A 13,372-nucleotide genomic window follows, 5' to 3' on the forward strand; every position below is an offset into this window, starting at 1 on the left:
CGCTGGCAGAGGATGAGAATTTAGCTGGCGCTCTTTTTCAACATGCTGAAGATAAACAGCACCGCGGCGCAGAGCACCACAGAGGGGCCTGCTGGCGTGTCGTAGAAGGCGGAGAAGGTGAGCCCGCCGGTGACGGCAATTATTCCTACGCCGACAGCCACTGCGGCCATCTGCTCCGGCGTGCGGGCAAAGCGCCGCGCCGTGGCGGCCGGGATGATCAGCAGGGAGGTGATGATCAGCGCGCCGACAAACTTCATCGCCACGCCAATGGTCAGGGCGGTGACCAGCATCAGCAGCAGCTTCACGCGCTGTAATTTCACGCCGTCGACAAAGGCCAGCTCCGGGCTGATGGTCATCGACAGCAGGTTGCGCCACTGCCAGAGTAAGATCCCCACCACCAGCACCACACCGAGGGCGATAACAATCAGATCCTCGGGCGTAACGGCCAGCAGGTCGCCAAACAGATATGCCATCAAATCCACGCGGATGTTGGACATCAGGCTGACCACCACCAGGCCAAGCGAGAGCGCGCTATGCGCCATAATGCCCAGCAGCGTGTCGATCGCAAGATGGGGACGCTTCTCCAGCCATACCAGGCCTGCGGCCAGCAGTAACGTTACGGCAATCACCGCGTAAAACGGATTAACATCCAGCAGCAAACCAAATGCGACGCCGAGCAGAGACGCATGCGCCAGCGTATCGCCGAAGTAGGACATCCGTCGCCAGACGACAAAAGAGCCAAGCGGCCCGGCGGCGCAGGCGAGCATAACCCCGGCCAGCCAGCCGGGTAGTAAAAGTTCAATCATGAGTGTACGTTACCCTGGCGTAAAATAATGCGGCCCTGAAGATCGTGGCGGTGATTATGGTTGTGGCGGTAAATGCCAAGCTGCTCCGCGCCGCGATGGCCGAACATGGAGATAAATTCGGGATGCATGGAGACCACTTCCGGCGTGCCGGAGCAGCAGATATGGTGGTTGAGGCAGAGAACTTCATCGGTCTTTGCCATCACCAGGTGTAGATCGTGCGACACCATCAGCACCGCGCAATCCAGCTCTTTGCGCAACTCGTCGATTAAATTGTAGAGCGAGACCTGGCCGTTAACGTCAACGCCCTGGGTCGGCTCGTCCAGCACCAGCAGTTGAGGTTGATTGAGCAGGGCGCGGGCGAGCAGCACGCGCTGCGTTTCGCCGCCGGAGAGTTTCTGCATCGGGGCGTCAATCAGATGTGCGGCCTGCACGCGTTTCAGTGCCGGAATAAGATCGTCTTTACGCGTGCCGGGGCGCAAACGCATAAAGCGGCCTACAGTAAGAGGAAGCGTGGCGTCGAGCTGTAATTTTTGCGGCACATAGCCGATGCGCAACGCTTTGTCGCGCTTGATAACCCCCGCGTCGGGTGCTACCAGGCCAAGGACGACGCGCACCAGCGTCGATTTACCCGCGCCGTTAGGTCCGAGCAGCGTCAGAATTTTACCTGGACGCAAATTTAAAGAGATGTCAGAGAGCACGCGGCGTTGACCGAAAGCGACGCTGACATTTTCAAGCGTTATAAGATTCGTCATAGCATTTAAGGGGTTGCAGAAGTTGTAGAATGTTATAATATCACATTCCATACACTACTTACGATGAATAGACGCATTATGTTACATAAAAATACGCTTCTTTGCGCAGCGCTTTCCGCTGCGTTTCTCACCCTAACAGCACAATCCGCTAACGCCGCCGTCGTCACTTCTCTTAAGCCGCTGGGCTTTATTGCATCCGCTATTACAGATGGCGTGACCACCACCGAAGTTATCCTGCCAGATGGTGCCTCCGAGCATGATTATTCTCTGCGTCCGTCTGATGTAAAACGCTTGCAAAACGCGGACTTACTTTTTTGGGTTGGTCCGGAAATGGAAGCGTTTATGGTACGTTCTGCTCAGCAGGTACCTGCGCAAAAACAGGTGGTGATGGCGCAACTCGACGGCGTGAAATCGCAGCTGATGAAAGGCGCGGATGAAGATGAGCATGAGGGTCATGAAGGTCACGATCACGACGAAAATAGTGAGCATCATCACCATCATGGCGAATACAACATGCATTTGTGGTTAAGCCCAGAGATTGCACGGCTTTCGGCGGTTGCAATCCACGATAAATTAGTGGAAGTTATGCCGCAAAGTCGAGCCAAGCTGGACGCCAACCTGAAGGCATTTGAGGCATCATTAGCCCAGGCCGATAAGCAGGTCGGTAACGAGCTGGCACCGCTGAAAGGGAAGGGGTATTTCGTTTTTCATGACGCCTACGGCTACTTTGAAAAACAGTACGGTCTGACTCCGCTGGGTCACTTTACCGTCAACCCTGAAATTCAGCCTGGTGCGCAGCGTTTACATGAAATCAGAACACAGTTGGTTGAGCAAAAAGCGGTCTGCGTTTTTGCTGAGCCACAGTTCAGGCCAGCGGTCGTTGAAGCTGTTGCACGAGGAACCTCCGTTCGCATGGGAACGCTGGATCCACTCGGCATCGGTATCAAGTTGGGTAAAGAGAGCTATCCCCAGTTCCTTACACAACTCTCTTCCCAGTATGCGAGCTGCCTGAAAGGAGAATAACGAGGAAGTGAACACGTGCAACAGATAGCCCGCTCTGTCGCCCTGGCATTTAACAATTTGCCGCGACCCCATCGCGTGATGCTGGGGTCGCTCACCGTACTGACCCTCACGGTCGCCGTCTGGCGGCCCTACGTTTATCACCCCGAAAATAACGCGCCGATTGTCAAAGCCATCGAGCTGCCTAAAAGCGAAATCCGCTCGCTGCTGCCTGAAGCCAGTGAACCTATCGACCAGTCCACGGCGGATGATGTTGACGATATTCCGCAAGATGAGCTGGACGAGAAAACCGCCAACGAAGCTGGTGTGCACGAATATGTTGTCTCGACCGGCGATACGCTCAGCAGCATCCTGAACCAGTACGGCATTGATATGGGCAACATCAGCCAGCTTGCCGCCGCGGATAAAGAGCTGCGTAATCTGAAAATCGGCCAACAGCTCTCCTGGACGCTGACCGCTGATGGTGATTTACAGCGTCTGACGTGGGAGATGTCACGCCGCGAAACCCGCACCTATGACCGCACCGAAAACGGCTTCAAGATGTCCAGCGAGATGCAGCAGGGCGACTGGGTCAATAAGATGATGAACGGCACCGTCGGCGGCAGTTTTGTTGCCAGTGCGAAAGAGGCCGGCATGAGCAGCGGCGAAATCAGCGCCGTTATCAAAGCGATGCAGTGGCAAATGGATTTCCGCAAACTGAAAAAAGGCGATAAGTTCTCAGTATTGATGTCCCGTGAGATGCTTGACGGCAAGCAGGAGCAGAGCCAGTTGCTCGGCGTGCGTTTGCGCTCCGACGGTAAAGATTACTACGCGTTCCGTGCCGAAGATGGCAAGTTCTACGATCGTAACGGCACCGGCCTTGCGAAAGGGTTTATGCGTTTCCCGACCGCGAAGCAGTTCCGCGTCTCCTCTAACTTCAACCCGCGTCGCCTTAATCCGGTCACCGGGCGCGTTGCGCCGCACAAAGGCGTCGACTTTGCTCTGCCGCAGGGCACGCCGGTGCTGGCCGTCGGTGACGGTGAAGTGGTGATTGCGAAGCGCAGCGGTGCGGCGGGTAACTATGTTGCTATCCGCCACGGGCGCACCTACACCACGCGTTACATGCACCTGCGTAAGCTGCTGGTGAAACCGGGGCAGAAAGTGAAACGTGGCGATCGTATCGCGCTCTCGGGCAACACCGGGCGCTCCACCGGGCCACATCTGCACTATGAAGTATGGATCAACCAGCAGGCCGTGAACCCACTGACCGCCAAACTGCCAAGAACGGAAGGGCTGAGCGGTTCGGATCGTAAGGATTACCTGGCACAGGTGAGAGAGGTATTACCTCAGCTGCGACTGGAGTAATTCGCGTAATAATCAGGCGTTCAAAGCCGGTGCTTGCTTAGCATCGGCTTTTACTTTTGTGCGAAAGATAACGCATCGCTACACTATCCCCTTATCTTGTTGAGATTTTTGACCAGCGGACGATGCATGGAAACGAAAAAAAATAACAGTGAATACATTCCTCAGTTTGAGGGCGAGTTTCGCCATCCGCGTCACTGGGGCGCCTGGCTTGGGGTGCTGGCTTTTGCCGGCGTCGCCCTGATCCCGCCCTCTGTTCGCGATCCGCTTCTGGCGAAACTGGGACGTTTTGCCGGACGACGCGGAAAAAGCGCCCGTCGTCGTGCGCAGATTAACCTCTACTACTGCTTCCCGGAAAAGAGTGAAGCCGAGCGCGAAGCGATCATTGATCATATGTTTGCTACCGCACCGCAGGCGATGGTGCTGATGGCTGAAATGGCGCTGCGCGGCACGGAAAAAGTTGCCTCCCGTATTGAGTGGCAGGGCAAAGAGATTATCGACGAAATGCACCGCAACGATGAGCGCGTCATTTTCCTTGTGCCCCATGCCTGGGGTGTTGATATTCCGGCAATGCTGATGTCTTCGCAGGGCAAGCGCATCGCGGCGATGTTTCATAATCAGGGCAACAAAGTTTTCGACTACATGTGGAACAAGGTGCGCCTGCGTTTCGGTGGCCGCTTGCATGCGCGCAATGACGGCATCAAGCCCTTTATCCACTCAATACGCAACGGCTTCTGGGGATACTATCTGCCGGATCAGGATCACGGCCCCGAGCAGAGCGAGTTTGTCGACTTCTTCGCCACCTACAAAGCGACGCTGCCGGCGATTGGTCGCCTGATGAAGGTGTGCCGCGCCCGCGTGGTGCCGCTGTTCCCGGTTTACGATGCCGAAACGCACCGCCTGACGATTCTGGTGCGCCCGCCGATGGACGATCTGCTGACGGCGGATGACACCACCATTGCGCGGCGGATGAATGAAGAGGTGGAGAACTTTGTCGGCCCGCATCCGGAGCAGTACACCTGGATCCTGAAGCTGCTGAAAACGCGCAAGCCGGGCGAGATCGAGCCCTATAAGCGCAAAGAGCTCTACAAAAAGAAATAGCCAAAAACAAGGCCTCTCACTGTGAGAGGCCTTTTGCGTTGTGAGCAATCCTTTATTCGACGGTCAGAATACGCGTGGTGTTGGTGGTGCCAATGGTGCTCATCACGTCACCCTGGGTCACAATCACCAGATCGCCGGAGAGCAGGTAGCCTTTATCACGCAGCAGGTTCACCGCGTCGTTAGCCGCAGCAACGCCGTCGTTATGGCTGTCGAAATAGACCGGCGTCACGCCGCGATAGAGTGCTGTCAGGTTAAGAGTGCGCTCGTGGCGGGAGAGGGCAAAAATCGGCAGGCCGGAGCTGATACGCGAGGTCATCAGCGCGGTACGCCCTGATTCAGTCATTGAGATGATCGCCGTAACGCCTTTCAGGTGGTTAGCGGCATACATCGCTGACATGGCAATCGCCTCTTCGACATTGTCGAACTGAATATCGAGACGGTGCTTGGAGACGTTAATGCTCGGGATCTTCTCTGCGCCCAGGCAGACGCGCGCCATCGCGGCAACGGTTTCAGAAGGGTATTGCCCGGCAGCGGTTTCCGCTGAAAGCATCACCGCATCGGTGCCATCGAGCACGGCGTTCGCTACGTCCATCACTTCTGCGCGGGTCGGCATCGGGTTAGTGATCATCGACTCCATCATCTGCGTGGCGGTGATCACCGCACGGTTCAGCTGGCGCGCACGGCGAATCAGCGCTTTCTGGATGCCGACCAGTTCCGGGTCGCCAATTTCAACGCCGAGGTCGCCACGGGCAACCATCACTACGTCGGAGGCGAGGATCACATCGTCCATCGCATCCTGGCTACACACCGCTTCCGCACGCTCAACTTTGGCGACAATCTTCGCATCACAACCTGCATCACGCGCCAGACGACGTGCATAGTTGAGATCTTCCCCGCAGCGCGGGAAGGAGACGGCGAGATAATCGACGCCAATCAGCGCGGCGGTCACAATATCCGCTTTATCTTTATCGGTCAGCGCTTCTGCAGAGAGGCCGCCGCCCAGTTTGTTGATGCCTTTATTGTTAGAGAGCGGGCCACCGACGGTCACTTCGGTGAACACCTTCATGCCCTGAACGTCCAGCACTTTGAGCTGCACGCGACCATCATCCAGCAGCAGGATGTCGCCCGGTACCACGTCAGCCGGCAGGCCTTTATAGTCGATACCGACTTTCTCTTTATCGCCTTCACCTTTGCCAAGGTTAGCGTCGAGCAGGAATTTGTCGCCGATGTTAAGGAAAACCTTACCTTCCTTAAAGGTGGAGACGCGAATCTTCGGTCCTTGTAGATCGCCAAGGATAGCAACATGACGTCCCAGTTTTGCCGCAATCTCACGCACTTTGTCCGCGCGTAATTTATGATCTTCCGGTGTTCCGTGTGAGAAGTTCATCCGCACCACGTTAGCGCCAGCAGCGATAACCTTTTCGAGGTTGTTATCGCGGTCGGTGGCCGGGCCTAAAGTGGTGACGATTTTGGTTCTGCGAAGCCTTCTGGACATGTAATACTCCGTTGACTGAAATAACGAGGTGTTGCGTGAACATGAATTCGGGTTACGCGCGCCGTGACAGGCAGGGCCGCTAACCGAATAGCGTAAGTAACTACCGTTTTTGTTATGGTCTATTAATGATTATCGTCTTTGATAAGCAGTTCCTTATCAAAGCGCGATTCTTTGAGCGCTTCTTTGACTCGCTTCAAGTTATCCCGGAATTTCGCCCCGCGGCGCAAAGTGAATCCGGTCGCCAGCACATCAATGACCGTCAGTTGCGCAAGCCGGGACACCATCGGCATATAGATATCTGTATCTTCAGGGACATCCAGCGTGATAGCAAGGGTTGCTTCGCGCGCCAGCGGCGTGCCCGCTGAGGTCAGCGCAATCACCATGGCATCGTTTTCACGCGCCAGATGCGCCAGCTCCACCAGGCTTTTTGTGCGACCGGTGTGGGAAATCAGCATAACGACGTCATCATCGCTACAATTCATACAGCTCATGCGTTGCAGCACAATGTCATCGGAGTAGACCACCGGCACGTTGAAGCGGAAAAACTTGTTCATCGCATCGTGGGCGACGGCCGCGGAAGAGCCCAGACCGAAGAAGGCGATTTTTTTCGCCTGCGTCAGCAGATCGACGGCGCGATTAACCGCTGCCATATCAAGGGACTGACGCACATGATCGAGGCTTGCCATCGCCGACTCGAAGATTTTGCCGGTGTAGGCTTCTACACTGTCATCTTCATCGACATTTCGATTAACATAGGGCGTGCCGTTGGCGAGGCTCTGGGCCAGATGCAGTTTAAAGTCAGGAAAGCCGCGCGTATCGAGGCTGCGGCAAAAGCGGTTTACCGTCGGTTCGCTGACCTCCGCTTGTTGCGCAAGCGCGGCGATGCTGGAGTGGATAGCCAGCTGCGGCGCGGTGAGGATCACTTCCGCGACTTTTCGTTCTGATTTGCTAAGGTGTTCCAGTCGGGACTGGATTTTTTCCAGCATATTCATAGGCGTTAATGCGCTCCTGGTGAAACGATTACACTGATTGCGCGAATCGTTACGCAGTTTGCGTCGATATTACGCCTGCGCAGGGTAGAAAGGTAAGTGATACGCTGAAATGTTGTTGTTTTTTTTCATAACATGATCAGAGTCGGATTTTCGCCAGCGGCTGGTGGGCAAATAAGCCGCGCAAACGGCGCAAATATGCGCATTTTTCATGACAACCCAATAACGCACTTCCTGACAAGGCCTGATAGTTTCGGGAATTACGTAAAAGCAGTACAGTGCAGTGTAATAAAATTACAACTGAAGCGGATGACAGCTTCAGGATAGCTAACTGAGGAGAGTGACATGGCGGTAGTCCAAACAGCCCAGGCGTGTGACCTGGTCATTTTCGGCGCGAAAGGCGATCTCGCACGCCGGAAATTGCTGCCTTCCCTGTACCAGCTGGAAAAAGCCGGTCAAATTCATGATGAGACGCGGATTCTCGGGGTCGGCCGTGCCGACTGGGATAAAGCAGCCTACACCAAAGTGGTCCGTGAAGCGCTCGAAACCTTTATGAAAGAGAAGATCGACGAGAGCTTGTGGGACAAGCTGAGCGGTCGTCTCGATTTCTGCAATCTCGATGTTAACGACACTCCCGCTTTCAAACGCCTCGGCGCGATGCTGGATCAGAAAAACCGTACCACCATCAACTACTTCGCGATGCCGCCGGATACCTTTGGTGCTATCTGTAAAGGGCTGGGCGCCGCGAAACTTAACGCCAAACCGGCTCGCGTCGTGATGGAGAAACCGCTCGGTAACTCCCTTGAGACCTCCCGTCAGATCAACGATCAGGTAGGCGAGTATTTTGAAGAGTGCCAGGTTTACCGTATTGACCACTACCTCGGTAAAGAGACGGTGCTCAACCTGCTGGCGCTGCGTTTTGCCAACTCCCTGTTCGTCAATAACTGGGATAACCGCACGATTGATCATGTGGAGATCACGGTTGCGGAAGAGGTGGGTATCGAAGGGCGCTGGGGCTATTTCGACCAGGCCGGGCAGATGCGCGACATGATCCAGAACCACCTGCTGCAGGTGCTCTGCATGATCGCGATGTCACCGCCGTCCGATCTCACTGCTGACAGTATTCGCGACGCGAAAGTGAAGGTGCTGAAATCCCTGCGCCGTATCGATCGTACCAACGTGCGTGAAAAAACCGTACGCGGTCAGTACACCGCCGGTTTCGCCCAGGGCAAGAAAGTGCCGGGCTACCTGGAAGAAGAGGGCGCGAACAAGTCGAGCCATACCGAAACATTTGTCGCGATCCGCGTGGATATCGACGACTGGCGCTGGGCGGGCGTGCCGTTCTATCTGCGCACAGGTAAACGTCTGCCAACCAAATGTTCAGAAGTGGTGGTCTACTTCAAAAACCCGGAACTCAATCTGTTTAAAGAGTCCTGGCAGGAGCTGCCGCAGAACAAGCTGACCATTCGCCTGCAGCCGGATGAAGGGGTGGATATCCAGATCCTCAATAAAGTGCCGGGGCTGGATCATAAACACAATCTGCAGACCACTAAGCTTGATCTGAGCTACTCCGAAACCTTCAATGAGACCCATCTGGCGGACGCTTACGAGCGCCTGCTGCTGGAGTCGATGCGCGGTATTCAGGCGCTGTTTGTACGCCGCGATGAAGTGGAAGAGGCGTGGAAATGGGTCGACTCCATTACCGAAGCCTGGGCTGCGGATAACGACTCACCGAAACCGTATCAGGCCGGCACCTGGGGCCCGGTAGCCTCGGTTGCGATGATCACCCGTGATGGCCGTTCCTGGAACGAGTTCGAGTAAGCATAGGGGCCCATGTTGCGCAATTTTACCGGTAACATGATCTAACACAGCTCTGCGAACAATTTTTCTTTTTCAAAGCCCTGCTGGATTCACCAGCGGGGCTTTTTTTATTACACTGGCTGCAGTGATTTTGCCTTTGGGGCGCGGCGCTCTGGTGTTTTCAGCTTGTTACGCATAATGAAAAACACGGTTAGCGCGGTGTACCCGAACAGATAAATTTCAGGAGCCTCTATGAATCCAGTAATGTTACGCGTAACAAATCGCATTATTGAACGTTCACGCGAAACCCGCTCAGCCTACCTGGCGCGCATTGAGCAAGCCAAAAGCAATACCGTGCGTCGTTCGACGCTCGCCTGCGGTAACCTGGCGCACGGTTTTGCCGCCTGCCAGCCTGAGGATAAAGCCTCCCTAAAAAGTATGTTGCGCAACAACATCGCCATCATCACCTCCTACAACGACATGCTCTCTGCGCATCAGCCATATGAAGTCTATCCCGACATTATTCGCAAAGCGCTGCACTCGGTGAATGCGGTCGGCCAGGTGGCGGGTGGTGTACCGGCAATGTGCGATGGCGTGACGCAGGGTCAGGATGGGATGGAGCTGTCGCTGCTGAGCCGCGAAGTGATCGCCATGTCCGCCGCGGTGGGGCTCTCTCACAATATGTTCGACGGCGCGCTCTATCTTGGCGTTTGCGACAAAATTGTCCCGGGGCTGGCGATGGCGGCACTGTCGTTTGGTCACTTGCCCGCGCTGTTTGTGCCGTCAGGGCCGATGGCGAGCGGCCTGGCTAACAAAGAGAAGGTGCGTATTCGCCAGCTCTACGCGGAAGGTAAAGTCGATCGCATGGCGCTGCTGGAGTCAGAAGCTGCTTCCTATCATGCCCCAGGCACCTGTACCTTTTACGGCACCGCCAACACTAACCAGATGGTGATTGAGTTTATGGGCATGCAGCTGCCCGGCTCCTCCTTTATTCACCCGGATGCACCGCTGCGTAAAGCGCTGACTGAAGCCGCTGCCCGCCAGGTAACGCGTTTGACCGGCAACGGCAACGAGTGGATGCCGCTCGGCAAAATGATCGATGAAAAAGTGGTGGTTAACGGTATCGTCTCCCTGCTGGCAACCGGCGGCTCCACCAACCACACTATGCACCTGGTGGCGATGGCGCGCGCGGCAGGCATTATCATCAACTGGGATGACTTCTCCGAACTCTCTGAAGTGGTGCCGCTGCTTGCCCGTCTCTATCCGAACGGCCCGGCAGACATCAACCACTTCCAGGCGGCGGGCGGTGTACCGGTATTGATGCGTGAACTGCTGAAGGGCGGTTTACTGCATGAAGAGGTGAATACGGTGGCCGGTTTCGGTCTGACGCGCTACACCCAGGAGCCGTGGCTCAACAATGGCGAGCTCGACTGGCGTGAAGGCGCGGCGGCGTCGCTGGATGATTCGATTATCGCTACCATTGATAAACCGTTCTCGCAGCATGGCGGCACCAAAGTGCTGAGCGGCAACCTTGGGCGCGCGGTGATGAAGACCTCCGCCGTGCCGGTGGAGAACCAGGTTATTGAAGCGCCTGCGGTAGTGTTTGAGAGCCAGCATGACGTGTTACCGGCCTTTGAGGCTGGTTTGCTGGATCGTGATTGCGTGGTGGTGGTTCGTCACCAGGGGCCGAAAGCCAATGGCATGCCAGAATTACATAAACTGATGCCGCCACTTGGTGTATTATTGGACCGCCGTTTCAAAATTGCCTTAGTTACCGATGGACGGCTGTCAGGGGCATCAGGTAAAGTGCCGTCGGCAATCCATGTGACACCTGAAGCTTACGACGGTGGGTTGCTGGCAAAAGTGCGTGATGGCGACATTATCCGGGTTAACGGGCAGACAGGTGAGTTGACCCTGCTGGTTGCTGACAACGAACTTGCCGCACGTCAGCCGCATATTCCTGACCTTAGCGCGATGCGCGTGGGCACAGGCCGTGAAATGTTCGGCGCGCTGCGAGAGAAGCTCTCCGGCGCAGAGCAGGGCGCAACCTGTATCACTTTTTAAGACGACAAGATTTTATTCTGGCGAGAGAAAAGATTGATGAAAAACTGGAAAACAAGTGCAGAAGCCATCCTGAAAACCGGCCCGGTTGTACCGGTGATCGTGGTAAACAAACTGGAGCACGCTGTTCCGATGGCGAAAGCGCTGGTTGCAGGTGGCGTTCGTGTCCTGGAAGTGACGCTGCGCACCGCATGCGCGATTGACGCTATCCGCGCCATTGCAAAAGAAGTTCCTGACGCCATTATCGGCGCTGGCACCGTGTTGAATCCGCAGCAGCTGGCGGAAGTGACTGAAGCGGGCGCGCAGTTCGCCATCAGCCCGGGCCTGACCGAGCCGCTGCTGAAAGCCGCCACCGAAGGCACCATTCCGCTGATCCCGGGGATCAGCACCGTTTCTGAACTAATGCTGGGCATGGATTACGGCCTGAAAGAGTTCAAATTCTTCCCGGCGGAAGCGAATGGCGGCACCAAAGCGCTGCAGGCGATTGCCGGCCCCTTCTCCCAGGTGCGTTTCTGCCCGACCGGCGGCATCTCTCCGGCTAACTACCGCGACTACCTGGCGCTGAAAAGCGTGCTCTGCATCGGCGGCTCCTGGCTGGTTCCGGCCGACGCGCTGGAAGCAGGCGATTACGATCGCATCACCAAACTGGCGCGCGAAGCCGTTGAAGGTGCGAAGCAGTAATCAGCAGGCGGGTATGAAACCCGCCTGATAACAAGCCCGGACGCACTGCGCACCGGGCTTTTTTTATCCGTTGACCTGCACCGCGTTAGCTGAGGCCACGGCGCGGGCGACCGCACTCTCCACATTCTCAGCCACCGCCAGCGCCACGCCCAGACGGCGCGATCCTTCAATCTCCGGCTTGCCGAACAAGCGCAGCTGCACACCTGCATCAACGGCGTGGTGCAGATTATCAAAGGTGACATTCTGGCTATGCAGGCGCGGCAAAATCACCGCAGAGGCGGCCGGGCCGTACTGGCGGATCGCGCCAATCGGCAGGCCTAAAAAGGCGCGCACATGCAGGGCAAACTCGGAGAGATCCTGCGAAATCAGCGTCACCATTCCGGTGTCGTGCGGGCGCGGAGAAACTTCGCTGAAAATGACCTCATCGCCGCAGACAAAGAGTTCGACGCCGAACAGGCCATATCCGCCGAGCGCCAGCACTACTTCACGGGCAATCTGTTGAGCGCGCGCAAGTGCGGTCGCCGACATCTGCTGCGGCTGCCAGGACTCACGATAATCACCCTCCTCCTGGCGGTGACCCACCGGCGCGCAGAAGTGGACACCATCTACCGCACTAATGGTCAGCAGGGTGATCTCAAAATCAAACTTCACCACGCCTTCGACAATCACGCGACCAGCACCGGCGCGACCGCCCTGTTGCGCATAGGCCCACGCTGCTGCTAACTGGTCGGCGGATTTAATAAAGCTCTGTCCTTTACCTGAGGAGCTCATCACCGGCTTGACGATACAAGGCAGGCCAATTTCGTTCACCGCGTGGCGGAAGCTCTCTTCGCTATCGGCAAAACGGTAGGTTGAAGTAGGGAGCTGCAACTCTTCAGCGGCGAGGCGACGGATCCCTTCGCGGTTCATGGTCAGTTTTGTGGCGCGCGCGCAGGGAACCACACGCTGACCGGCCGCTTCCAGTTCAATCAGCGCATCGGTGGCGATGGCTTCGATCTCCGGCACGATAAAGTGCGGCTTCTCCTCGGCAACCAGCGCTTTTAACGCTTCGCCATCCAGCATGTTAATCACATGGGATCGGTGTGCCACCTGCATCGCGGGCGCGTCAGGATAGCGGTCAACCGCAATCACTTCGATACCGAGCCGCTGACATTCGATAGCCACTTCTTTGCCCAGCTCGCCTGAGCCTAATAACATCACACGCGTGGCTGCCGGACGCAGCGCAGTTCCTAAAAGAGTCATAGCGAAGTACCATTAGAAAAAAGTGGGCGCAGTATAACGAAAACGTTTGCGTCTGTCTTTTTCACTTGCGGTGGTTTTTTCATC

At 56.2% G+C, this 13,372-nt stretch carries 11 protein-coding genes; 6 read left to right on the plus strand and 5 right to left on the minus strand.

From position 1 onward, the window contains the following. Positions 1-20 precede the first annotated feature (20 nt). Together znuB and znuC are read right to left on the minus strand one after the other, a co-directional pair. Entirely contained in the window at positions 21-806 is a 786-nt protein-coding gene (gene znuB, locus N7V53_RS09805; RefSeq protein ID WP_023480094.1) for a zinc ABC transporter permease subunit ZnuB, read from the minus strand. Further along, positions 803-1,558, minus strand: coding sequence for a zinc ABC transporter ATP-binding protein ZnuC (znuC, locus tag N7V53_RS09810; protein ID WP_279793234.1), 756 nt, complete (start codon positions 1,556-1,558; stop codon positions 803-805). Before znuC ends, znuB begins: the two co-directional genes overlap by 4 nt. A gap of 78 nt (positions 1,559-1,636) precedes the next feature. On the opposite strand from znuC, the gene znuA reads away from it, so the two are divergent. From znuA to lpxM, 3 genes are all read left to right on the plus strand, one after another. Further along, the gene (gene znuA / locus N7V53_RS09815; protein ID WP_023480042.1) at positions 1,637-2,581 is read left to right on the plus strand and encodes a zinc ABC transporter substrate-binding protein ZnuA; all 945 of its coding nucleotides are present in this window, start codon (positions 1,637-1,639) and stop codon (positions 2,579-2,581) included. Between the two features lie 15 nt (positions 2,582-2,596). Further along, positions 2,597-3,922, plus strand: a complete 1,326-nt coding sequence (gene mepM / locus N7V53_RS09820; RefSeq protein WP_023480075.1) for a murein DD-endopeptidase MepM — start codon at positions 2,597-2,599, stop codon at positions 3,920-3,922. 126 nt (positions 3,923-4,048) lie between these two features. Further along, on the plus strand, positions 4,049-5,020 hold the full coding sequence (gene lpxM, locus N7V53_RS09825) for a lauroyl-Kdo(2)-lipid IV(A) myristoyltransferase (protein ID WP_023480137.1): 972 nt from the start codon (positions 4,049-4,051) through the stop codon (positions 5,018-5,020). A 52-nt stretch (positions 5,021-5,072) separates the two neighbouring features. On the opposite strand, the gene pyk is transcribed toward lpxM, so the two are convergent. Next, positions 5,073-6,515, minus strand: coding sequence for a pyruvate kinase (pyk, locus tag N7V53_RS09830; RefSeq protein WP_023480062.1), 1,443 nt, complete (start codon positions 6,513-6,515; stop codon positions 5,073-5,075). A gap of 122 nt (positions 6,516-6,637) precedes the next feature. After that, on the minus strand, positions 6,638-7,507 hold the full coding sequence (locus tag N7V53_RS09835; RefSeq protein ID WP_023480183.1) for a MurR/RpiR family transcriptional regulator: 870 nt from the start codon (positions 7,505-7,507) through the stop codon (positions 6,638-6,640). A 342-nt stretch (positions 7,508-7,849) separates the two neighbouring features. On the opposite strand from N7V53_RS09835, the gene zwf reads away from it, so the two are divergent. From zwf to kdgA, 3 genes are all read left to right on the plus strand, one after another. Then, positions 7,850-9,325 carry a glucose-6-phosphate dehydrogenase gene (gene zwf / locus N7V53_RS09840; RefSeq protein ID WP_023480117.1) on the plus strand — a complete coding sequence of 492 codons (1,476 nt, stop codon included), beginning with the start codon at positions 7,850-7,852 and terminating at the stop codon, positions 9,323-9,325. Positions 9,326-9,556: 231 nt separating this feature from the next. Beyond that, a complete protein-coding gene (gene edd, locus N7V53_RS09845; protein ID WP_279793237.1) occupies positions 9,557-11,368 on the plus strand; it encodes a phosphogluconate dehydratase in 1,812 nt (603 codons plus the stop codon). 36 nt (positions 11,369-11,404) lie between these two features. Further along, positions 11,405-12,046 (plus strand): bifunctional 4-hydroxy-2-oxoglutarate aldolase/2-dehydro-3-deoxy-phosphogluconate aldolase, encoded by a 642-nt coding sequence (kdgA, locus tag N7V53_RS09850; protein ID WP_279793238.1) that lies wholly within the window; start codon positions 11,405-11,407, stop codon positions 12,044-12,046. Positions 12,047-12,109: 63 nt separating this feature from the next. Here the strand turns inward: kdgA and purT are convergent, their stop codons facing one another. Then, positions 12,110-13,288 carry a formate-dependent phosphoribosylglycinamide formyltransferase gene (gene purT / locus N7V53_RS09855; protein WP_279793239.1) on the minus strand — a complete coding sequence of 393 codons (1,179 nt, stop codon included), beginning with the start codon at positions 13,286-13,288 and terminating at the stop codon, positions 12,110-12,112. Positions 13,289-13,372: the final 84 nt, after the last annotated feature.

This window comes from Kosakonia sp. HypNH10, from assembly GCF_029850615.1.
GTDB classification, from domain to species: Bacteria; Pseudomonadota; Gammaproteobacteria; order Enterobacterales; family Enterobacteriaceae; genus Kosakonia; species Kosakonia cowanii.

What these genes read in the sequence shown, in the direction of transcription:
- znuC (WP_279793234.1), bottom strand. Translation starts at nt 1,558, where the DNA reads ATGACGAATCTTATAACGCTTGAAAATGTCAGCGTCGCTTTCGGTCAA.
- znuB (WP_023480094.1), bottom strand. Translation starts at nt 806, where the DNA reads ATGATTGAACTTTTACTACCCGGCTGGCTGGCCGGGGTTATGCTCGCC.
- lpxM (WP_023480137.1), top strand. Translation starts at nt 4,049, where the DNA reads ATGGAAACGAAAAAAAATAACAGTGAATACATTCCTCAGTTTGAGGGC.
- N7V53_RS09835 (WP_023480183.1), bottom strand. Translation starts at nt 7,507, where the DNA reads ATGAATATGCTGGAAAAAATCCAGTCCCGACTGGAACACCTTAGCAAA.
- purT (WP_279793239.1), bottom strand. Translation starts at nt 13,288, where the DNA reads ATGACTCTTTTAGGAACTGCGCTGCGTCCGGCAGCCACGCGTGTGATG.
- kdgA (WP_279793238.1), top strand. Translation starts at nt 11,405, where the DNA reads ATGAAAAACTGGAAAACAAGTGCAGAAGCCATCCTGAAAACCGGCCCG.
- znuA (WP_023480042.1), top strand. Translation starts at nt 1,637, where the DNA reads ATGTTACATAAAAATACGCTTCTTTGCGCAGCGCTTTCCGCTGCGTTT.
- edd (WP_279793237.1), top strand. Translation starts at nt 9,557, where the DNA reads ATGAATCCAGTAATGTTACGCGTAACAAATCGCATTATTGAACGTTCA.
- pyk (WP_023480062.1), bottom strand. Translation starts at nt 6,515, where the DNA reads ATGTCCAGAAGGCTTCGCAGAACCAAAATCGTCACCACTTTAGGCCCG.
- zwf (WP_023480117.1), top strand. Translation starts at nt 7,850, where the DNA reads ATGGCGGTAGTCCAAACAGCCCAGGCGTGTGACCTGGTCATTTTCGGC.